Annotated in this window: 19 protein-coding genes and 2 pseudogenes; 17 read left to right on the top strand and 4 right to left on the bottom strand. The window is 64.5% G+C overall.

The features are described 5' to 3' along the window. Positions 1-21: 21 nt before the first annotated feature. From KY501_RS32385 to KY501_RS32375, 3 genes are read left to right on the top strand one after another with little or no spacing between them, the layout of a single operon-like run. Positions 22-972, top strand: a complete 951-nt coding sequence (locus KY501_RS32385) for an MBL fold metallo-hydrolase (RefSeq protein ID WP_224367538.1) — start codon at positions 22-24, stop codon at positions 970-972. A gap of 46 nt (positions 973-1018) precedes the next feature. Beyond that, positions 1019-2572 (top strand): hypothetical protein, encoded by a 1554-nt coding sequence (locus tag KY501_RS32380; protein ID WP_224367537.1) that lies wholly within the window; start codon positions 1019-1021, stop codon positions 2570-2572. 41 nt (positions 2573-2613) lie between these two features. Further along, positions 2614-2856: a hypothetical protein gene (locus KY501_RS32375; RefSeq protein ID WP_224367536.1), complete on the top strand. Its 243-nt coding sequence runs from the start codon at positions 2614-2616 to the stop codon at positions 2854-2856. Positions 2857-2917: 61 nt separating this feature from the next. Here KY501_RS32375 and KY501_RS32370 read toward each other — a convergent pair whose 3' ends face one another. Continuing rightward, positions 2918-3841, bottom strand: a complete 924-nt coding sequence (locus KY501_RS32370) for a trypsin-like serine peptidase (protein ID WP_224367535.1) — start codon at positions 3839-3841, stop codon at positions 2918-2920. Positions 3842-4093: 252 nt separating this feature from the next. Here KY501_RS32370 and KY501_RS32365 point away from each other — a divergent pair, with 252 nt between their 5' ends. The 9 genes from KY501_RS32365 (at position 4094) to KY501_RS32325 (ending at position 15542) form a co-directional block, all read left to right on the top strand. After that, entirely contained in the window at positions 4094-4423 is a 330-nt protein-coding gene (locus KY501_RS32365) for a hypothetical protein (RefSeq protein WP_224367534.1), read from the top strand. 14 nt (positions 4424-4437) lie between these two features. Beyond that, positions 4438-5430, top strand: a complete 993-nt coding sequence (locus KY501_RS32360; protein WP_224367533.1) for a hypothetical protein — start codon at positions 4438-4440, stop codon at positions 5428-5430. A 285-nt stretch (positions 5431-5715) separates the two neighbouring features. Next, complete coding sequence (locus tag KY501_RS32355) at positions 5716-6999, top strand: sensor histidine kinase (protein ID WP_224367532.1); 1284 nt, start codon at positions 5716-5718, stop codon at positions 6997-6999. Further along, positions 6996-8411: a sigma-54-dependent transcriptional regulator gene (locus tag KY501_RS32350; RefSeq protein ID WP_224367531.1), complete on the top strand. Its 1416-nt coding sequence runs from the start codon at positions 6996-6998 to the stop codon at positions 8409-8411. The genes KY501_RS32355 and KY501_RS32350 overlap by 4 nt, the downstream gene beginning before the upstream one ends. 154 nt (positions 8412-8565) lie before the next feature. Continuing rightward, the gene (locus tag KY501_RS32345) at positions 8566-9564 is read left to right on the top strand and encodes a caspase family protein (RefSeq protein WP_224367530.1); all 999 of its coding nucleotides are present in this window, start codon (positions 8566-8568) and stop codon (positions 9562-9564) included. Continuing rightward, a complete protein-coding gene (locus KY501_RS32340) occupies positions 9561-11708 on the top strand; it encodes a hypothetical protein (RefSeq protein ID WP_224367529.1) in 2148 nt (715 codons plus the stop codon). The genes KY501_RS32345 and KY501_RS32340 overlap by 4 nt, the downstream gene beginning before the upstream one ends. Then, positions 11695-12486 carry a hypothetical protein gene (locus KY501_RS32335; protein ID WP_224367528.1) on the top strand — a complete coding sequence of 264 codons (792 nt, stop codon included), beginning with the start codon at positions 11695-11697 and terminating at the stop codon, positions 12484-12486. Before KY501_RS32340 ends, KY501_RS32335 begins: the two co-directional genes overlap by 14 nt. 177 nt (positions 12487-12663) lie before the next feature. Further along, positions 12664-13563 (top strand): hypothetical protein, encoded by a 900-nt coding sequence (locus KY501_RS32330; protein WP_224367527.1) that lies wholly within the window; start codon positions 12664-12666, stop codon positions 13561-13563. Between the two features lie 200 nt (positions 13564-13763). Then, positions 13764-15542 carry a hypothetical protein gene (locus KY501_RS32325; protein WP_224367526.1) on the top strand — a complete coding sequence of 593 codons (1779 nt, stop codon included), beginning with the start codon at positions 13764-13766 and terminating at the stop codon, positions 15540-15542. Between the two features lie 135 nt (positions 15543-15677). Here the strand turns inward: KY501_RS32325 and KY501_RS32320 are convergent. Together KY501_RS32320 and KY501_RS32315 are read right to left on the bottom strand one after the other, a co-directional pair. Beyond that, positions 15678-16358 (bottom strand): annotated as a pseudogene (locus tag KY501_RS32320) (serine/threonine protein kinase); the annotation flags it as partial. A 22-nt stretch (positions 16359-16380) separates the two neighbouring features. Then, on the bottom strand, positions 16381-16566 hold the full coding sequence (locus tag KY501_RS32315; RefSeq protein WP_224367525.1) for a hypothetical protein: 186 nt from the start codon (positions 16564-16566) through the stop codon (positions 16381-16383). Positions 16567-16739: 173 nt separating this feature from the next. Here KY501_RS32315 and KY501_RS32310 point away from each other — a divergent pair, with 173 nt between their 5' ends. Continuing rightward, a complete protein-coding gene (locus KY501_RS32310; RefSeq protein ID WP_224367524.1) occupies positions 16740-18092 on the top strand; it encodes an AHH domain-containing protein in 1353 nt (450 codons plus the stop codon). Between the two features lie 21 nt (positions 18093-18113). Beyond that, entirely contained in the window at positions 18114-18677 is a 564-nt protein-coding gene (locus KY501_RS32305) for an imm11 family protein (protein WP_224367523.1), read from the top strand. Positions 18678-18905: 228 nt separating this feature from the next. Here the strand turns inward: KY501_RS32305 and KY501_RS32300 are convergent, their stop codons facing one another. After that, positions 18906-19658: a hypothetical protein gene (locus tag KY501_RS32300; protein ID WP_224367522.1), complete on the bottom strand. Its 753-nt coding sequence runs from the start codon at positions 19656-19658 to the stop codon at positions 18906-18908. Between the two features lie 505 nt (positions 19659-20163). Between KY501_RS32300 and KY501_RS54030 the strand changes: the two genes are divergently transcribed. The 3 genes and pseudogenes from KY501_RS54030 to KY501_RS32285 all read left to right on the top strand — a co-directional run bounded on the left by KY501_RS54030 (position 20164) and on the right by KY501_RS32285 (position 21493). Next, positions 20164-20382, top strand: a complete 219-nt coding sequence (locus tag KY501_RS54030; RefSeq protein ID WP_224367521.1) for an FHA domain-containing protein — start codon at positions 20164-20166, stop codon at positions 20380-20382. A 78-nt stretch (positions 20383-20460) separates the two neighbouring features. Then, positions 20461-20688, top strand: a pseudogene (locus tag KY501_RS32290) (FHA domain-containing protein); the annotation flags it as partial. Between the two features lie 154 nt (positions 20689-20842). Next, positions 20843-21493 carry a sigma 54-interacting transcriptional regulator gene (locus tag KY501_RS32285; protein WP_224367520.1) on the top strand — a complete coding sequence of 217 codons (651 nt, stop codon included), beginning with the start codon at positions 20843-20845 and terminating at the stop codon, positions 21491-21493. The last annotated feature ends 50 nt before the right edge of the window (positions 21494-21543 follow it).

Genomic DNA, 21543 nt, shown 5'->3' with positions numbered 1-21543 from the left:
CAGGGACAGGAGGACTCCGGCATGTTGCGCTTCAAGAACCTCGATGGCAGCGGGCCTCCCCCCTTCGACCAGGTGCTCAAGTGGGCCGTGGGCGAGCGCCTGACAGGAAAGCGGCAGAAGAGCCCGAAGCGCGTCCCCGTGCCTCATCGAGAGCCCGATCTGGCCACGCTCGCCACGCCTCCTGCTCCTGGTGAGGGCGCTCGCCTGACCTGGCTGGGGCATGCGAGCTGGCTGGTCCAGCTCGATGGCATCTCCCTGCTCATCGACCCGGTGCTGAGCAAGAGCATCAGCGTCGTCATCCGGCGCAATGTTCCTCCGGGCGTTCCGGTGGACAAGCTGCCTCGCATCGCCGCGAGCCTCGTCTCGCACAACCACTATGATCACCTGGATCTCCCCACCGTGCGCCAGGTGGGCGCCCCGGTGGTGTCGGGGTTGGGAATGGCACGCTATTTCCAGCACCCGCGCCTGGACTGTGTCGAACTGGACTGGTGGAAGTCCACGAAGGTGGGGCCAGTGACGGTGCACTTCGTTCCGTCCCAGCATTGGAGCCGGCGCAAGCTGGCGGATATCAATGACGCGCTCTGGGGCGGGTTCGTGGTGGAGGGCTCCAGCGCGCGCCTCTACCACTCGGGAGATACTGCCTACTTCGAGGGCTTCCGCGAGATTGGCGCGCGCTTCCCGTGCCTGGATGCGGCGATGCTGCCCATCGGGGCCTATGCGCCGGCCTGGTTCATGGTGACGCAGCACATGAACCCCGAGGAGGCGGTCCAGGCCTTCGAGGATCTCGGCGCCCGGCGCTTCCTCGCCATGCATTGGGGCACCTTCAAGCTCACGGACGAGCCGCTCGACGAGCCTCCGCGGCGTCTGGAGGCGGAGTGGAAGCGGCGCGGTTGGGCTCCAGAGCCCCTGCGCGTGCTCGCCGTGGGGGAGAGCCTCTCCGTGGTGAATCAGGATCGAATCTCGACAGGCTGAAGGGGCGCGCCCTATCGTTGGGCTCTCTTTCAGCGGCCAAGGTTCGATGAACACCCGAGCAGTCCTCTCCACCGCTCTCCTCTGCGTGCTCGGGACATCCGCCGTCGTCATGATGCTCTACCGCTTCGCTTCCTTCCCCGGACTGCACGGGGATGAGGCGTGGACCGGGCTTCGAGCCCTGGAGCACACCGAGCGCGGCTTCTTCACGCTTCACGGGATGCGGTTCTATGCGGGGAGCGTCTATCCGTACCTGCTCTCGCTCGTGTTCAAGGCGCGCGGGGCTTCCGTGGAGTCGCTTCGGTTGCCGGGGCTGGCGCTGAACCTGGCCGGGCTGGGCATTCTGCTCGCCCTGCTGCTCCGTCACTCGACGCGCTCCGCGGGCCTGTTCCTGGCGCTGAGCTGCACGTCCCTGCTCCTGTTGTTGGAGGCGCGGATCGCCTGGGAGGTGATGGCCTGGAACCTGTTCGGTCTGGCGTGCCTCGCCGCGGTGGCGCACGTGTTTCTCGTCCGTGGCAGTCCGAGCGCCCTCGCGGCGTACCTGTTCTTCGCCGTGAGCATGGTGGGCGCGCTGAATCATTTTGTTTTCGTCTCGTGGAATCTGGCGTTCGCCCTGGCCTCGGCGGTGCTCGCCTGGAGCGGACGGGCCGGTGCTCCCGCCTCCCGGTTCTTCCAGCTCAATGCGCTCGGCATGGCCGTGGTGCTCGTGGCCTGTGTCCTCCAGTGGAAGCTGGGCGATGAGGCATTTCAGAGCCACTCCACCTTTGTCTTGGTGGCTCTGGTTGCATTGCCATTCCTCGCCACCGGGCTTTGGGTCGTGTTGGAGCCGGTACTCGAGCGCCTCCTCCGGGCGGTTCAGACGTGGCGCTCCGGACGAGTAGAGGGGTCGCTTGGGCGCAGGTCACGCCGCTGGTGGCTCGCGGCCCTGGTGCCTTTCGTGATCATGCATGGTGTTGGGTTCTCGGGTGTCCTCGGCAACGACGTGCTCTACCGTCGGCTGTTCGGGTATGTCCCGCCGCTGGGCTTGCGCATCGCTGGACTGGCGTTCGTGGCGGTGGTGCTCGGCACGGTCGCGGTCGCGTGCGTTCGCACGGTCCAGACCTTCTGGGCGGAGGCCACGGACGCCCACGGTGGGTTCTGGGCCATTGTCCTCCCTGTCTACGCCGCCTGCTTCCCGCTCTTCACCGCCAGGGAATCGGCGCGACACTACCTGCTGCTGACCATGGCGCTCTTCTACGCGGGAGCGTTGCTCGTCCCTCGGTACCTGCCCATGTTCCGGACGCGTCTGCTCGTCGTGACCCTCACGTTCGCGGCGATCACGCAGGCCGTGGCGTGGTGGGGCCTGCGCTCACCGCCACGTCCTCCCCTGGACTTCCGGATCGGCTGGCGGCGTGAGACTTCCAAGCACCTCCTGAGCATCTCTCCCGTGTACGCGATGCTCAAGCGCGAGGGGATCTGTCGCTACGAGGGGGATTTCTTCATTCATGAGCCGCTCGAGTTCCTCCGTCGGTCGGAGGGCTGGGACTGTGCGAACCCAGCCGCGGCCACCATCGAGTACTGCCCGAACTGCGAGTCGACCTTCTTCTTCTCGGTTCGTCGCTGACGGCGGAGGTATATACGCCGTAACGCACTGTGTTTGTGGCCATGGGGAGCAGCGAAGAGATGGCAAATGAAAACCGCTGGGCGAACCTGGTGAACACCGCCTTCCTCCTGGACCAGATGCCAAGGACCTCAGGCCCGGAGGGGTTGCAGTCGGCACTCACGATGATCCAGAGCGCACTGGAGGTTTTTCCTTCGACCCTTGATCCCGTGGAAGACTTCGAAGGGTACGCTGTGCGCCGATTTCTCCTGGCGCTGCTGGACTCCCTGAGCCACCAGCAGGGCTGAGCACGGCCCGGAGCAGGAGCGCCGTCAACGTCGCTTCTCAGCGCTCCTCTCCGGTCATGCTCTACGTCCACGCCATCACCAACTCTTGGAGAGTGTTGTCCGCGTGGATGGCGCTCGTGCTGACCCCTGCGTTCCAGTGGGATGGGGCTGCGGAGGTGTGGATGGCGACGATCTGGCCGGTCCGGCAATCGATGACAGGGGAGCCGGAGTTGCCACGTAGGGTGCTGCAGTCGTGTTGGAGCTCCATGTCCTTGATGGAGAGGATCTCTCCCGGTGAAGCGCGCTTGACGTAGGGCTCCTGCCCGAAGATCGCCCGAGCGAAGTAGGTAGCATCCGTGGCAGAGGTCGGGTGGCCTATCACCACGACTTCTGCCCCAGGGTGCAGCTCCGGGGTCCGGGCCATGGGGAGGCCTCGCTCGAGAGGCCCGTCCCCCTCCATCTCGAGGAAGGCGATGTCGTAGGTGGGGTGTGAGGCCAGGACCTTCTTGATGGGAATGGAGGGCGCCCGGCGCGGGCGTCCGTCCGCGTCAAAGCCAGCGCTGGCTTCTCCTCTTTCGAGCGCGGCATGCTGAAGCAGGTACTGGGAGACATGCCGGTTGGTGGCCAGGACGCGCCGGCTCACCTGCCAGCCCGTGGCGATGCCCTGGCTCCTCAGCTCGATGAGGGCAATGCCTGGAAGCATGGCCTCCACGGCAGCGTGCTCCTGGGGTGTGAGCTTCAGGGCCGGATTCTCGCCCAGTCGGCCGTTCACGACACGGATGGCTGGGCGGGCAAGGCGAATCCCCAACTCCAGTGCCGCCAACTCTTCAGCCAGGGGTTGCTCCTGCGCCCGGATCTTCCTCACGGCGCTCTGGGCGTGCTCGATGATGAAGCTGACGCCCGCATCCAATCCCGCGATGCCCTTGCTCCGAGGGAAGATGTCGGCAAGCTCCCGTCCAGCCAACGCTCGCTCCAACCGCTTCTGGATTCTCTCCGGGTCCAGCATCTGTCGGCTCCTTGGCTCCGCTGAGAAGGAGCCTCGTCTCTCCAGATCTTGCGTGAATCATGCCGGGCGGCTCAGCCCCTGGGCCAGGAGCCCCAGCAGTCCTTCCCCTGGCCGTCCCCGTCCACTGCTCGCTTCGAGCCCTGGCCGGATTCGTCCAGTGCTCGGTCACTCGTTCCGCTCGCTCAGACGGAAGGCGGTGGAGGCATGGCGCTTGCTGATGACGAAATGCACCCCGCAACCCGAAGGAGTCACATGAGCTCGCGCACTGCCAATGCCTCAGTCAAGTCGCCACAGTCACACGACGAGATCTCTCCGCCTACGGAGCTGTATGTCATCTACCAGGCCCTGCTGAGCACTCAGGGTGACTACGTCAGCCGTTTGAAGGATGTCCAGAAGGCCGCTGCCCAGTACGACACGACCCGTCCGGAGAGCGGCAAGGCCCTCGAGGTGGAGTTCTCCAGGCTGATCAACAAGCCTGTGCGCTTGAGCGCGGTTCAGCTCGCCTGCTTCAAGGAGATCCTCGTGGACAACCCGGCTTTCGCGCACATCGCGCCCTGGATCCACCCCGACTGCGTCTGGTGAGCCCCGAGCCCTCCATGCCCTCTTCCATGGACGATACCTACGCGCGCGTTGTCCGAGACCTTCCCGTCTCGATGCAGCCCCTGGCTTCTCGGCTGCTTGTGGAGGTGGGCATGGCTCGGGGAGAGGTACCGCGCTGGGACGAGGTGTTCCAGCTTGAGCCGTGCCGGGATCTTCCAAGCTTCGCTCTCGTGGCTGGGCACGCCATGGAAGAGCGGACGCTGGAGGTTTTCCTCAGGGCCCATCACTGCGCCTGCTTCTACGGAGTGCTGGTGGATCGGATCGCTGATCACCAGGTGAAGTCCTCACCCGAGTTCATGGCGCTGGCGCAGCGGTTGTGCACCGAGTGGAAGCGGAGCCTCGTCGAACTCACAAAGGACGAGGTGTTGGCGGAGGAGGCCATCTCCCAATCCATGCGTGCATGGCGCCTGGGGGTGGCCCTCGAGCGAACCGCCCTGTCCCGGCGCGGACTGAGCCCCAGACGATATGCCCGTCTGGTCCTGCTCAAGCTGGGCTGGGCGGAACTCGCCAGTGACACTCTGCTGCACCTCTCATGCGAGCCCGGCCGTGCGCGGCTCTTTCGCCACGCCACCTTCGCCCTGATGCTGGGGCTGCAGTGCCTGGATGATGCGGTCGATGCTCCGGAAGATGCCGCGCTTCGAGGCGTGGACATCCCCGCCGCGCTCGGAGTCCCACGAGCCCAGCTCTTTCGCGCAGGCGTGTGGCTGACGCGCGCCGCGGCCAGCCCCGCGCGGCAAGGGGGCTTCGAGCGCTTTGCGCGATGGCTCGCGGACCGTGCCGATGCCGTGAGCCGGCTTCATCCCGAAGGCAGTTCCCTCGATTCCGATCTGGGCGGCTACGCCCTGGCCTCACTCCTGGAGGAGACATGTCGACACAGCGCAGCCTGCTTCTCCACAAGATCCGTGGGTATTACCTCCAGCGAGAGATTGCCGAGCCGCCCAGGCCTGAGGAACTCGCGCTCCAGGATCTCGCCATTGTCTGTCCCCTGATCGGGGAAGAGGGAGGGGGACATGCCTTGCCCTCGAGCTGGGTTCCCTTCCCCTCGTTGGGGGCGGAGTCCCTTTATGTCTCTCCCTTCGCCGATGCGCATGCTGTGCCGAGCCGCTTCGTCCAGCCCATCCTCTCCCGTAAGCGCGGCAACCCCGGGGACGACACGGGCTACGTGGGAGTGGACAGCCGGATCCTCACGGGTGAGCGCCTCACCTCATGGCCCGCTGCGCGGCCGGTCGTGATCGAGGCGCACCCCGAGGTAGGCAGACCGCGATTCTCGCTCGATGTTCTGCATCCTGATCGTGTCGTTGGTGGGGGCTTACGTCACGTACACGGCGATCCGGGAGAGCACCCCCGAGAAGCACGCCACGGTGGCCTTCTGCGTGGGGTTCTTCTTGTTCTGCGTGATGAGCTTCTGGGCGCGTGGCGCCTCTCGGAGGCTGTTCTTTCCTGCCGCGTACCAGTTTCGTCCCACCATCGAGCGGCTGAGCGACCAGATCGTCTTGCTGCGGGACATGGCCGAGGTGCGGGATACGGTGCAGGGGTTGGTGAAGCGTTGGTTGCCAACGCATACGGCGCGCGTGATCGAGCCGCGGGAGCTGGCCGAGGTGGAGAAGCTTCCTTCGAACGCTCGGGAGCGGCTGGCCCGAGGAGTGCAGGTCTGGACGGACGAGAATCCGTGGCAGCGACACCTGCTCGTGCCCATGTGCTCACTGGGCGAGCTGCGCGGAGTGCTGATGGTGGCGCCCAAGGAAGGGGCGGCGCTCTTCACGCAGGATGATCTGTCCCTGCTGGGCACCATGGCCAGTCTGAGCGCGGTGGCGCTCCATCATGCGGAGGTACTCCAGGAGGTGGATCGACTTCGACGGTTAGAGCTGGAGACGGCCAGGGACGAGAAGCGGCGGGTCCTGGACCTGCTCAGCGCGGAGATCTCCCACGAGATCGGTCACCCGCTGGGCTTCATCCGCTACCTCCTCGAGCAGATCAGCAAGAAGGTTCCGCTCAGCCATGAGGACGTGGAGACAGGGCGTGACGAAGTCGAGCGCCTCGAGCGGATGCGGCAGGCGCTGCGCAGGATGAAGTTGCCTTCTCCCAAATTGGAGCCGACCCATGTTCTGCCTCCCGTTCAGAGAGCGCTCGGCCTCATCCGGGAGCAGCTACGAACCCGGCGCATCCAGGTAGAGGTGGAAGTGCCGGCGGAGCTGAGGGTGATCGCCGATGCGGATCCTCTGGTCCAGCTCTTCTCCAACCTTCTGCGCAATGCCGCCGAGGCAGCCGGGGAGGAGGGAAGGGTCGGAGTCCGCAGTCTCCAGGGGGAGGAGAGCCTCCTGCTGGAGGTCTGGGACACGGGGCAGGGGGTACCGAAGGAAGCCACCTCGCGGCTCTTCCAGTACTCGGTGAGCAGCAAGGAAGGTGGCATGGGGATCGGCCTGGCGATCTCGAAGCGCATCGTCAGGGACTTCTCCTGGGACATCCAATACCACCGGGAAGCAGGGCGGACCTGCTTCCGGATCTTCGTGCCCCAGGCCCACGTCGTCCCCCTCGAAAGTTCACAGGAGAAACCATGAAGGTCTTGATCGTCGATGACGAGCGGAGCGGGCGGCTCATCCTCTCCAACATCCTGGCGGGCCTCGAAGGCATGGAGATCGTCCAAGCCGGCAGCCTGGAGGATGCGCGGCGGGAGGTGGCGCGTGCGGCGCCGGATGTCGCGCTGGTGGACATCCGGCTCAATCGGGAGGACCACTTCAACCAGGATGGGTTGACCCTGGTGAAGGAGCTCCGCGAGCGGACGGACACCGTGCCCATCGTGGTGACGAATGTCGAGCGGATGACGGAGGTGCGGACGGCCATGAAGATGGGCGCGTACCTCTACATCCTCAAAGAGGAGCTCTGCGCGGAGCTGGTGGAGCCCATCCTCAGCGAACTGCGCGAGCGGAAACGGTTGGAGCAGGAGGTGCTCGAGCTCCGGGCACGCGTGGCGTCTGAGAAGGTGAAGTGGGTGGGCAGCTCGCAGGCCTCGCAGCGGCTGAGAGCGCTCATCCAGCGGGTCGCGCAATCGGATCGGCCCGTGCTCGTTGTCGGGCCCACGGGGGCGGGCAAGGAGCTGGTGGTGCAGTCCATCCATGCGCTCGGGCCTGTTTCGGACGAGCCCCTGCTGGATATCAACTGTGGGGCCATCCCCGGTGAACTCATGGAGTCTCAGTTCTTCGGGCACGAGAAGGGCTCCTTCAGCGGAGCCGAGCGGCGCCACGAGGGCGTCTTCAAGAGGGTGGGGAAGGGCACCCTGTTCCTGGATGAAATCGCCGAGCTCCCCATGCCGCTCCAGTCCAAGCTGCTCCGCGTGCTGGAGACGCGCCGCTTCCAGCCCGTGGGCGCCACCACGGATGAGAAGTTCCTCGGCCGCATCGTCGCTGCCACGCATGCGAACCTGGAGGACCGTGTGCGCGCGGGCCTGTTCCGCGAGGATCTCCTCTTCCGGCTCCATGTCCTGGAGATCGTGGTCCCCTCACTCGAGGAGCGCCGGGATGACATCCCCGAACTGTTGCAGCACTTCGCGTGTCAACAGCAACCCCCGCTTCAGTTCTCCCCCGAGGCAGTCGAGATGCTGCGCAAGGCCCGCTGGCAAGGCAACGTGCGCCAGCTCCGCAACATGGTGGAGCGCCTGGCCGTGATCTCCGAGGAGGAGATCATCACCCCCAAATCCTTCGAGGCGCTCGCGAGCCGGGAGCGTTCAGCGATCCAGGCGCAGGCGCCCATCGATGCCCTGGTGGACGCCGTGCTCGCCCTCCCCATGGCTGACAAGCTCGACCTGATGGCGCAGGCGCTCATCTCTCGCGCGCTGGCGAGGGTCCAAGGCAACAAGAGCGCTGCGGCGCGGCTGCTGGGCGTGAATCGCAAGGTCATCGAGCGCCGGGTCGAGAAGCAGCACCCCCTGGACGGAAACGACCTGTCAGAGACGCCCCCAGAGCCAGGCCGGTGACACCGGGTTGGCCGGATCCGGCCAGCCCGATGTCCAACTGGCTGAATCCGGCCATCGTGAGCCGCCATCCTTCCGCGTGAGCTTCGAGGGAGAGCGCATCTGCTCATCGGGGAAAGTGTCCTGGTCCGCTCCTTGCTGAGGGCTGGGCTTCGACATGACGACACACTTCCCACATGGATATGCGTTGCTCATTGGGGTCGGGTTGTCACACTACGCCCCTTACTCGCTGCCCGTGACAAGCCGGGATGCCCAATTGCTGCGGTCCGTTCTGACGGATCCAGCTCGTTGCGCTTACTCGGAAGATCACATCCGGCTGCTCCATGATGAGGGCTCCACGCGTGAAGCCATCATGGAGGGCCTCACGTGGCTCTCCCAGCAGGCCGAGAGTGATCACGAAGCCACCATCATTGTCTTCTTCTCGGGCCACGGGTGGCGGGAACCCACGGGTGCCTATTTCCTTCTGCCCCACGACATCGACCCCTCGGACGTTCCCGGATCCGCGATACGTGATCAGGACTTCACGGACGCCCTTCGGGCCATCCAGGCCCGGCGGCTCCTGACCATCCTGGATTGCTGCCACGCAGGCGGAATGGCTACCTCCAAGAGCGGGGGGCCGACGCTGAGGCCTCCGGCGGGGCTCAAGTCCCTCGCACCTCCACAGGAGTTGATCAGTGCGCTGAAGGAGGGAGCAGGCCGGGCAATCTTCAGTTCGTCTCTGGGGGCTCAGGAGTCCTGGACGCGCTTGGATGGAACATCGAGCCTGTATACGCATCACCTGATCGAGGCTTTGCAGGGCGCCGCGAGCCTGCCGGGTGAGTCGGTCGTTCGTCTCTCCGACCTGATGACCTACCTGAGCCAGGCCGTCCCTGCGAGTGCCCAGGCCATCCACAGAGAGCAGACGCCCTTCTTCGATACAGCAACAGAGAACTTCCCTATCGCGATGCTGCTCGGGGGAAAAGGAGTGGGAGCCAGGGCCGCGAGACCGTCGGCCGGCGAGAACCCGCCGCAGCCGGTGAGTGAAGCCTCCAACCACTTCGAGGGGCCAGTGAAGCTCACCCGAGTCGGGGACATCCACAACAGTGGGACGATGAAGGACGTCAACATCTCCGCAGGCGACATCATCATTGGCAGTAAGCCGAGGAGGCAGCGATGAACCCGAACGACCTGATCTCCTCCCAGGGAGAGCTCCCTCCACCTGGAGCGAAGGCTGACCCACTCACGGAGCCGCAGGGTTCGTCGGCCAACCAGATCCTCGAGTCGCTGATGAGCGCGGGGACTCAGTTGTTCGACGGTGACGAGCGCTCCTTCCAGATGTTCCTCGTCAACCCTGTTGTGAACACGGGGGTGATGAGCGGTGTCAACATGGCCAATGGTGACGTGAAGGGCACGGAGGCGCATCAGCGCTCGCTCCACGCTCTCACCGTCTATGTCGAGCGTGAGAGTGTTCTCTGTGCAAGAGCGCTCCTGGACGAGGACGCTCGGTTGGGCCAGATCGTGGAGAGCCTCAGGCGTGTCTGCGTGACTGTCGTCCACGGCGCGGCCGATCTCGGCGCCATGCAGCTTGCCTTCGCGGCGCTGCACCGTGTCGTCAGCGATGAGGGACGGATTGTCGAGCTGGAGCGAGTGGAGAGCTGGAGCCGATTGCGGAAATACACCTTCGAGTCAGGCGTCGGTTACACCGTGGAGGTGACGGGCAGCAGCTCCGGAACCGTGCATGATCGCAGGTTGCTCAGCGAGAAGCTCAGAGAGGCTGCGTCCTTTCTGATCGTCAGGCACTCCACCGGTCAGCCAGCGATCGATGATCTGGTTCACGAGGGTTGGGTTCTCCCACCCGACGTCATTCTGGAAAGGCTGTTGCGCTACCTCATCGGGGGAGGAGGCGATCCTGAACAGGCTGACAGGCTGCTGCGCGACGAGAGCGTCCGGGGAGTTCTCTCCGAGCTGACGAGTTACTCCACCATCGCCCGGCTCGCCACCGGCCTGACGGCGGTGATCCGGGATGGCGAGGAGCTCGACAGGCTTCTCGAGCGCATGAAGAGGAGTGGAGAACAGACGCTCCTGGAATGGTTCGACAAGGTTGAGTCCACGGAGCTTCGGTGCCATCTGCTGGCGGCCGCCGTCCTGGACGGAATGCCATGGTCGATGGTCGTGGACGCGGCGAGAGACCTCCAGCGCCGTCTGCAGGGCAAGGGTGAGTCAGACAAGAGAGCCCCTGGCGGTTTTGGTACCCGCTTCAAGGAGCTGGTCAGCCGTATCGAGGCAGACATCCAGCCGGTCTCACTCAGGTTCGGGAGGACGGCGCTGAAGGTGGAGGGAGTCCGTGTGCGCAATGAGGCTTGGATCGCGCGGGCTTACGACGTGGCCGTCCGCCACTTCGTCGACGCTCGCGAGACGCTGCTCGCGTGGCTTCGAGATCTGGGTCTTGGCGATAACTTCCTCATGAGTAGGAACCTCGGGAGAGCGGCCGCCTTGGTGGCGGATCGGGACTTCCTGGACGCGTTGGAGAACCTGCTGACGCCGTGGGCCCGGTCCAAGAACGCAGCCTCCCGTCAGGCTGTCGCGGAAGCGCTCGAGTCCTTCAGCCAGATGAGCGTTGAGTCCACCTCGCTTGCAACAGAGGTGGTGCGGAACTGGTTGAAGGCTCCTCCGGAAGACGCACTTGCGATGACCGCCATGAGCGTCCTCACCCAACCGTGGGGTCTCAAGAACCACGAGCGCACGCTCCAGTTGCTTCGGGAGCGGGTGAAGCGCGTGGGCTCCAAGGAAGTCCGGCTGGTGGTGGCTGTGCTCGCGCGGCTCGTATCCAACAGCGATCGCCCGGCGGACACGCTCGTGATGTTGCTGGAGCAGTGCCAGAAGTGGACGAGGAAAGGAGAGAACCTGCGGGGATGGAAGAGCGTGGGAGAGCTGATCGCGCTCGCGCTCCTGTTGGTGATCCCTTCAGCGGCCCTGCTGGACTTCATGAGCGAGAAGAAAGAGGTGTCGCGGAGCGCGAACCTGCTGATGGCTTTGGCGATGCGCCGCCCCGAAGGGGATGACAGCCGGGAGCACGTGATCAAGCGCTTGCTGAACCTGGTCGAAGCTGCCCACGGTGCTCCTCGCCGCGAGGACACCTTGCGGCGCTTCATGTCTGGGTTTGGTCTTGCCGACAACGAGCAGGGTCAGGATCGCAAGCGTCTCGCAACCTACATGAAGTTACGTCTGCATGACCGGCGCTGCGTCGGGCTCGCGGAGGAACTGGCTGTACTGCTCGTTGGTACCCCATCAACCCCTGGAGTGAAACATGTCGGACCTTGAGCCAATTCTCGTGCCTTTCAGGAACCAGAAGCTCGAAGTGGGCCAGAATCCAGAGCTCCCTCAGGTTCCTGCCTATGGGGCTCTGATCGCGAGGAAGAAGGATGGAACGCTCGTTCCCTTGCAACGCGCGAACCTCTCGGTCGGCGAACGTCTCCTCGGCACGTATGACGACTTCGCGGTCGTGGACAAGCGGATCCTGACTTCCAGTCTCGTCATGGAGATACCGAGCGCCACGCAGCCCTTCTGTTTCGTGGCCAAGATCGACCTGCAGATTCAGGTGTCGGATCCCATCTTGGTGTTGAGCCAGGGACTTCAGGACATCCGCGCCTTCCTCTTGAGCAAGATCCAGAAGCGGTTGCTGGGAATCGCCGCGGAATTCGCCATTGATTTCCGCAGGCAGGCCGAGCGGGAGTGCCAGAATGCGCTGGATGAGAAGATTGCCCTCAGCGATGTCGGGCTGAAGATCATCGACACCTGCATCCGCGTGGACATGGATCCCCTGGTGCGGGAGCAATTCACCACGGAGTTCGTCGAGGGTCGGCGCGATAAGGTACTCAATACGAATCAGCTTCTGGAACTGATTGGGACCCTCAAGGGGCAGAAGCTCCTGGAGGACTGGCAAGCCAAGGAGGTCATCAACGCCTGGATTGAGCGGTCGTCACCGCAGATGCTCAAGCAGGGCATGGGGCAAGCGCTGCCTGGCCCTCTAAGCAGAGAGGTCGAGCCTCCGGCACCTGCGCTTCCAAGCACAACAGCTGATGACTCGGAGGAGGACTGATCAAGCCTCCTTCGGAGGACTGGACGGGCCGCTCCAAAGTGGACGCGTCCCGAGGACGAACTCGGCCAGCCTCGCTTCGTGGCGAACCTGGGTTCGCGGGGTTGGGTATTGGCCCACCCCTTGCTCTTCGAGGAGAGCCACTTCCCTGGCAGATCAATAACCCAGAAAGGCATATCGATGAAACTGTTCATGGTTCGATGTCTGTTCCTGCTTGCGAGTACGTGGTCCGCCCTGGCCCAGGCTGGTCAAGAATACGGCTTCTGGGTCGACGACAAGCGCGTGATTGGCACCCTGATGAGTTCCTCGGTGGAGTTCGGCTTTGATGGATATGGCCGCTACGTTGCTGCGGCCGGACTCAGAAGGTACGGGAGGACGACGACGAGCGATCTCGGCTATCAAGTGAACTACGGAGGTTCAGGCAGAACGCAGTGGGTCTCCTTCGACTTTGTGGGCACCAATATTTTTGGCAGCCCCTGGAATACCAACTCGGCCATCCAAGGCTGGGCCCACCTGCCCATCTTCATGCGAGCAGGCCAGATGGACGACGGGGTTGAAGCGTACGCGGCAGAGGGCAAAGGCATCTTCCTGGGGCGCAACAGCGTTTGGGGTGACTGCGGTGCCCCGTGGGACAAAGCTCGCATCTTCTTTGAAACCAAGGTCATCAATTCCGCTGAAGGGGCCATGCAGCGCAACCTCCCTCCGGCACAGCGCATCGACCCCTCGAAGGGTGCGGTCAAGTGTGCCGACGGTTATGCCGACAAGTTCTTTGAAGACGGCGTGACGTATCGCCTCACGATGCATGTCAATGACACGCACATTGCCTACTGGCTGTACAAGCAGGACCCTTACGGCAATATGGTGCTTTGGTCTTCCAACGGCACGTACGCATTGGACTACCCGGCCACCAGCTTCAATTCAGCGTTCATCCAAGCCCTGGGGCAGCCGTGGTTTGGCTACGACTACGGAAGGATGAACAACAACAACATCAATGCCTTGGTCCTCGCGCTCGTTTTGCCGCCCGAAGGCATCGGCACGTGGAACTTGAAGATCACGAACTTGAACGCAGGACGATTCTGACCAGGTCCCTGCGCACGCACATTGAGGCGGAACTGCCCGGCTGGTACTCCCTAACGACGGGGCACGGCGAGGTCTTGCCAAGAAAGCAGCCCCAGTTGCCACATGGCAATTCGTGGTACGATGCGCAAGATGCAACCTTATATTAGGATTGCAATTTGCTAGCCACTGGTATTTACCTTGCCATGACAAAGGATGTATCCATGTTGAATTCGCAGTACATCTCTGCGCCGCTGGCGCTGGCGGCTGCATTGTTCGCCAGCGTCGCCGCCGCGCAGGACGTGCCTACGCAGCTGACACCGGTCACCGCCATCTCCTCTTTCCGTCCCGTCGCGGTAATCAGTGGCGACGGCCGCTACAGTGTGTTCCGCCTTGCCAACGTCAGCGGCTCCAGCGAAGGCAATATCTTCCTGCTCGACCGCGATACGCAGGCGATGCAGCAGGTCGACATCACCCCGTCCGGCGCACCGTCCTCACCGAAGAGCGGCGTGCCCGTGATCAGCGGCAATGGCCGCTACGTGCTGTTCTCCTCGATTGCGCCCGAGATGGGCCTGACCTCGCCGCCCAGCTATCCTTCCGGCTATTTTGTGCGCGACCTGCAGCTGGGCGTGACGCTCAAGGTCGCCAGCGCAAGCTGGACCGCTTACCCGAAAATCAACAAGACGGCTTATGCCGGCATCAGCTACAACGGCCGCTATGTGGTCTACCGCGTGGAAGGCAATACGGCCGCCAGCCCGAGCAAGCTGTACGTGTGGGACATGGTGACGCAGACCAGCACCGCAACCACCGCGCCGGATGCTAACTTTACGGGCCTGTATGAGCGGTTGAGCATCAGCGACGACGGCCGCTACATCGGCTACAAGAGCCTCAGTACGGCAGGCGCCACGGCATTGTGGGTGCATGACCGCGAGACCGGCCTGAACGAAAGGATCGACGTCAATACCGCAGGCCAGCCGGCGCCGAACAATACCAGCCGCCAGATGTCGATGAGCCGCGACGGCAATATCGTGGCCTTCGAGTCCACCGCGCCCATCCTGTCCCCGGGCGGGGAAGCGGACCAGAACTACGATATCTACGTGCGTAACCGCGCGGCCGCGACCACGGAGCGCATCAGCTTCTCATACGGCTCCCAACTCGCCCAGCAGTGCAGCATCAGCCCGGACGGCCGCTTCGTCGCCTACTATGGCCGTTCCACGCCGAACGGCAAGGTTGCCATGTGGGTCTACGATACGCTGGCGCGCGCCGCGCGCGGTGGCTACGCCTCGAAGATCAGCACCTGGTTCACCCAGTATCCATCGCTCAGCGACAATGGCCGCTACCTCACCATGTACACGCACCAGCTCACCAGTGCGCCGCATATTGCCACGCTCGACTACGGCGACCCGGCCGCGGTTGTACTCAGCACCAACAATGTCGCGGTTACCGAAGGTGGCATTGCGGCGACTTATGGCGTCTCTCTATCGCGCCAGCCGAGCGCCGACGTGAAGGTAACGGTCAAGCCAGACAATCAGCTTCAGGTAACGCCAGCGCAACTGACATTCACCAGCGCGAACTGGGATGTGCCGCAACTGGTCAGCGTGCAGGCTGTGCAGGATACCCTGCACCAGGGCCTGCACTATGGCGCCGTGCTGCACTCCCCGGCCAGCGGCGATCCGTTCTTCGCCGTCGCCAGCGCGGGGGCGGTGCAGGCCGCCATCCGCGACGCCGTGCCGCCGGTGGTGATGGCGCCGGGCGAACCGGGCCGTCCGCTGCAAAGCGGCGACGTGACGCTGAACGGCACTGCTGTGCCGGGCGCGATGGTGCTGCTGACACTGACCCAGGTCGCCAGCGGTGATGTGCAGGCTGTCAGCGTGACGGCCGATGCCGAGGGCTGGTGGCTGTACACATTTTTCGGTCTGGCCAACGGTGGCTACGCCGTGGCAGTGCAGGCGGACGGCATCCAGGGCAATACCGTCGGCTTCTCGGTCTACCTGCTGCAGTAAGCGGGTGCTGGGGCGGCAGGCGAGGACTTGCCGCTTCGGCTACAATCATTGGTCAGCCCAACTTAATAACGAAGCTGTCCCTCTCGGTCGGATCGGCGCCCCGCCAGACGGGGCACGGCGAACTCCAACCAGCTTTTGGGCGGGTTCGGGCGTGCGGCGGTTGTGGTTGAGCGGTTCCCGAGGGCGCTCTTCCGTGGGCCGTGGATCCGTCAGCAGATCATAGAGCATCACCCCGTAAGCGAAGATTTCGTCTGACACCTGGAAGGCGTACCGCGCCCGGTGTTCCTCTTTGTGCTCGCGTAGAAACTTGAACTGCTCGGGTGCCCGAGAGCGATCCGTTCCCGGGGGCAATCCTTCTTCGGTCAAGTCGTCGGCCAGCGCGTGGCTCGCGCCTCCCAGGTCGATGATGATCGGCTCTCCGTCACCCTTGCGGATCAGCACGTTGGCGAGCTTCAAGTCGCGGTGAAGCACGCCCCGGCTGTGCATGTAGGCCAGCGCGGCGGCGATCTTCACGAACACGGAGAGGACTTCATGCACGCTGGGGTGTTTGCGCTCCATCCACTCGGCCAACGTCCAGCCGTCCACGTAGTCCAGGACGAGGTACACATTCCCGCTCGCCTTGTCCGGCAAGTACCCATACCCGCACGCCTGGACGAGGTTGGGATGGTCCGCGAACAGAAGCAGGATCCCCAACGCCCCTTCTCGTCCGGCACCTCGATGGGGGTGGGGCCCGGGTCCTCGGCGTTCACCGCCACGTCCGTGGCCTCCTTGTAGCTGAGCAAGTACCAAAGACAATGAGGTCGACGCCGACTTTATGGAAAGGTACATCCGGCGGCTGTCATATTCTGGCACTGTTGCGCTGTAACTGGCTTGCCGAAATGCTGCCTAGACTAGTGCGCGCGTCGGTCAGCTCCTCCTCGGCTTGGTGGCGCTCGTCGTCGGTCAGCTCCAGATTGGGCCGGTGGCGCGCAACGACGTGGGTGCGTGGCGGGCGACCCAGCAGACGGGACAGTTGCGGCAGCATGGCGCTACTTGGGGAGGGAGCAGGGACGTGGCGAGCGTCCAAGCGTCAGCGTTGTGAGGGAGGCTGCCCCCGTAGGGCGCCCGGAGGTGAAGCACGGGCGCTACCCGGCGACTCCTCCTCTTCTCCTTGGCTGCCCTCTACCCTGATCACCTCCTTGCACGACGGGGTGACACATGTTGCGGTGGCGGATGCTCTGGAAGGCCGAAGCGCTGTTCCTGGTGTTGGTCCTTGGGTGCGCCAGCATCCCGAGGGCTCCCCGCGTGGAGGACACGGGCCAGGGAAAGGCCGTCGTCCACATTCCCCGCACAGCAGACCTGCAACCGGTGGAGCTGGAGGAAGAGGAGTTCCAGCAGGCTGTCAGTCGCCTTGCGCGCGAGGTGCGGCTGGCAGGCACTCCACGCCAGACGGCGGAAACGGCGTTTCAGATGGACCCGCAGAGCGGCAACTACCTCTACCTGCGGGAGGACAAGAAGCTGGTGCCAGCAGGGCCGGGCGAGTCCTGGAACGGCACGTTGACGAAAGAGGACTTGGCGCTGGCGGAACGCTACCGGCTCTGGTGCCAGAGCGCTTACAACCTCTACGGTGACTGTCTTGGGGGCGCGCTGGTGGAAGGGCGCTACCTGGACATGCAAGGCCGTTACGTCTGGGCGCTGGCCATGAGCAAGAGCCCCGTCCTGGACGAGATGAAGAAGGCGCTGGGAGAAATGGTGGAATTCCGCGCCCTCATGAGCGCGGCCCTGTGGACGTTGGGTTCCATGCTGTTGATCATGCTCCTCAATCCCGTGGCTCCGGCCCTGGTGGCGGTGCTGGGCGTCGGGATGCTCCTGTATGTAGGCTATGACACGCTCCGCAACCTCGTGACGGGCTGGGGCGAGCTGACGGAGGCGGTGAAGGTCGCAACCACCTTCGAGGAGATCCACGAGGCGGGCGAGCGCTTCGGGAAGATCATCGGGCGAGAGGCAGCGCGCGCGTTCGCCATGCTGCTGGTCGCGGCCATTGGTTCGACGGCGCAACTGTTCGCGGCGAAGGTGCCGACGCTGCCCGGCTCGGCGCAGGTGGCCATGCAGGCCGAGGGGCAAGCTGGAATTTCTCTGCCCGCGCTGGGGACGGTGCAGGAGATCGCGGTCACCGCCGAGGGCGTCAGCATCACGCTACCCGCAAACGCGGTGGCCATGACGGCGCGGGGCAGTGGCAACAAGGCCCCCTGTGTCGAGACGCACCACATCGCCACCATCTGCAACGAGAAGTCTACCTCGCGCGGGGGCGCGTGGACGCCGAGATTCCGGGAGATCTTCGCCAGGGCAGGAATGTCGCTGGATGACCCGGCGAACAAGACGCCTCTGCCGGGGCACTATGGGCCGCACCCCCAGCGGTATCACGAGATCGTCTACGAAGAACTGTTCGACGCGACGGTGAACTGTCGTACCGTCGTGCAGTGCCGCGAGGGGCTGACGCGGGCCCTCAAAGCTCTGGCGAACGAAATCGCCACTCCGGGAACAGAGTTGAACCAACTCGTCACCCGGTGACCACCGCGTGAAATGGAGCCCATGCGCCAGCGTTTTTTCAAGCTAGCCGATGATGTGTACGTCCCGCACCGATGGCATCTCAACACGCCAACGGACAATCAGGGCCAGAAGGTGGACGCGGCTGTCTTCATGCGCGGGGCACCTGTCCAAATCCAGGAGCGCTTGAGAATCCCCGTTGAGATCATGGGCAAGGCGCTGGACTTCACTCAAGCAGGCATCGGCCTGCCGGTGGCCCATGTTCGGGTAGCGTCCCTGTTCGCGGAGCTGGCTCCGGACGACGTGCAACTGATCCCCGTGGATGTGGAGGGCCAAGCGGATCAGTACCTCATCCTTGTGGCCGTGCGCCTCATCCGCTGTATCGACGAAAAGGCGTCCCGGATCCGGCTCTGGACTCACGAAGACGGAGCCCCGCACATGGTCGGTCGCTATGCGTCGGTGCGTGACATGCGTATCGATAAGGCCAGGGTGGGCCGCGCTAAGGTGTTCAGGTGCGACGGGTGGATAGGCCCGCTGATCGTCTCCGGGGAGATCAAGGACGCCTTGGAGCACATGGGGGCAACTGGCACAAGGTTCGAGGAGGTCTAGTCCGCCCAGAGGGGCGGCGCCCGGTCTGGGCCTCCGGCTCGGACCGGTGGCGCCCGCCAGAGTGGCAGCCATCGTCGCCGCGTCCATTCGGAACATCAGGATGCTGCCGCTCGGGCTAGCTACCGGTTTCCCGGATCCTGCCCGCGATGGGGACTTGCTCTTTGGAGACGAGAAAAGGCCCCGCGTGTCCCGAGCAGGAACGCGGGGCCTTGGCTCACGGCCTCAGGGTTACGACGGCTTGGCGTTGAGCGGCGACTGCGGCAGCTCGTTGACCGGGGGCAACTCGCCCGTGAGGGCCTCGGCCAACCGGCTCACCTGCTCCAAGGGAATGCCCTTGAAGTCCAACACCGCCTTGCCCTTCTGGTTGCGCACCGTCACCTTGACGAGGGTGCCCGTGCCCGTGGGGAAGCGTCGGGCCACCGCCTCGCCGTACTGCTCTGCCAGCACCTGGGCCTCCTGCGGCAGGGGCTTGGTGGAGGCCGGCTTGCGCTTGCGCTGCAACGCCCGGCGCATCTGCTCCACGCTGCAGGCCCCGAACGGCTGGGTGGACACCTGCCCCTTCTCGTCCGGCACCTCGATGGGCGTCTGGCCCGGGTCCTCGGCGTTCACCGCCACGTCCGTGGCCTCCTTGTAGCTGAGCAGCAGGCTCAGGCAGGTGACGCCGAAGCGTCGCGCCACCGGCTCGCTGAAGGCGCGCGCCACGGCCCCGTACGTCGTCAGCGTCGCCTGGGACAGGTCCGCCAGCTTCTGGCTGAAGTAGTCCCGGGCATCCTTGTAGCCGGCCTTCTCGGCCATGCGCTTCTCGACGATGTGATTGTAGAGCTGCCCCATGCGGTGGTAGCTGCTATTGCCCTGCGCCATCAGCTGCAGCATCTCGCTGCCCAACTGATCCAGCGTGGCGTCCTCCGGGATTGCGGGGTTTGCGACCGAGCCCTGCGCAGTGCTGCGGGTGACATCCTTGAACTTCAATAGATTGAACATGGGTGTTTCTCCCCCTGGGAACGCACCATGCGTCCCGGCCGCTTGATGTTGCGGCTGAGCGGCCCTAGAGCACGCGGCGCGCCAACCACTGGGTGCGTGCGAAAACGGGCACTTACGCGAACAGGCCTCCGGGGACCGTCCGCGTTCGCGGACGATTCGTCCGCGTTGGGAGACGGTGCGAAAAAAAGAACTGAAACTCCAGGAGCTTACGAAGGTGCAGCCACGAATGGCAGGCGCAGGTGGTCCCGTAAACCGTTGAATGGACGAGGGTGAGTTCCTCTGCCCGAGATAGCGACCGTCCGCGTTCGCGGACGGTGCCGCCTGGACCGGTGCCCGGTTCGGCACTGCTGACACAGTCAGGAGTAGCCACTCGGTTCGGTACTACTGACACAGTCAGGAGTAGCCACTCGGTTCGGCACTGCTGACACAGTCAGGAGTAGCCACTTGGTTCGGTACTACTGACACAGTCAGGAGTAGCCACTCGCCACTGCTGACACAGTCAGGAGTGCCTGCTCGCCGCATCCCATGTGAGGACAGTGACATCGTTCTCCCGGATCCGCACGTCAGCCGCCAGCACGTAGCGCTCCTGCTCGACGGCAGCCGCTGCCTGCTGGAGGACCTGTCCGGCCATGGCACCGTGGTGGCCGGCCAGCCCTTGCAACGCGGCGAGCTTCCCGATGGAGCCGATCTGCAACTGGGCCAGTGGCGCGCCTTGTTCCGGTAGCGTAACTCCCCGAGTGCCGTGGGGCCCACCCAGACGGGCCACCGCACCGACGTTCAGTCTCGGAAGGCCACCGAGGACATGCGGCCCCCTGTCCAGCTGCGCGTGAAGCAGGGCACCACCGAAAGCCTCTATACGCCTGGCCCCGGCCCCTTCACGCTGGGCAAGGACCCGAGCAACGAACTTGTCATCCAGGACCGGTTCATCTCCGGTCGTCACCTCGAGGTGACGCGGGGCGAGACGGGTGTCCACGTGCGGGACTTGAACTCCACCAACGGGACGTTCCTGGACGGGGTGCGCCTGTTCGAGGCGGAGCTCCCCCTGAACACCGCGTTGCGAGTCGGAGAGACAGAGGTGCTCTTCGAGCCGCTGTCCCCGGGACAACCGCAGGCTCCCTTCCACGGCATCATCGGCACGGACCCGGCGGTGCGGCAGTTGGTGGAGCTCATTCTTCCTGGACGAGGTGGGCGAGCTGCCGCTGGAGCTGCAGGCCAAGCTGCTGCGCGTGCTGGAGAGCGGGGAGGTGAAGCCGGTGGGCGCCAATCGTCCCTTCCACGTGAACGTGCGCGTGGTGGCGGCCACCAATCGGGAGCTGGTGCTGTGGGCTCGCCAGGGCAAGTTCCGCGAGGATCTGTACTACCGGCTGAGCGTCATGCCGCTGGTGCTGCCGCCACTTCGCAGCCGGCGCCGAGACATCCGCCTGCTGGCCGAGCACTTCGTCCGGGCCCATGCGCCGCACGGATTGGCGCCGAAGTTCACTCCGGCCGCGCTGGGCAAGCTTCAACAGCACTCCTGGCCGGGCAACATCCGCGAACTGCGCAACGTGGTGTGCCGAGCGTTGCTGGTGCGTCAGGGCCCTCGGTTGGACGAGAGCGCCATCACCTTCGAGCAGGAGTTCCATCGTGCTTCTGAGGACGCGGGCCCTCCCCAGCTCGAACTGCCGGAGGGTGTCACGCTGGAGCAGATGATGCAGCCGGTGGAGCGCCAGCTCATCGAGAGCACCTTGCGCCGCTGCCACTTTCACAAGGACCGCGCCGCGAAGGAACTGGGGCTGGCCCGCTCCTCCCTCTTCAAGCGCCTGAAAGAGTGGGGACTCGGCCAGGGCGAGGAATGAAGAATGAAAGCGTGGATGCGCCAGACCGAGGCTGCGCTCGCGTCGCCGAG

This window comes from Hyalangium versicolor (assembly GCF_020103695.1).
Classification (GTDB): domain Bacteria; phylum Myxococcota; class Myxococcia; order Myxococcales; family Myxococcaceae; genus Hyalangium; species Hyalangium versicolor.
This window is presented reverse-complemented; position numbering and strand designations above follow the sequence as displayed.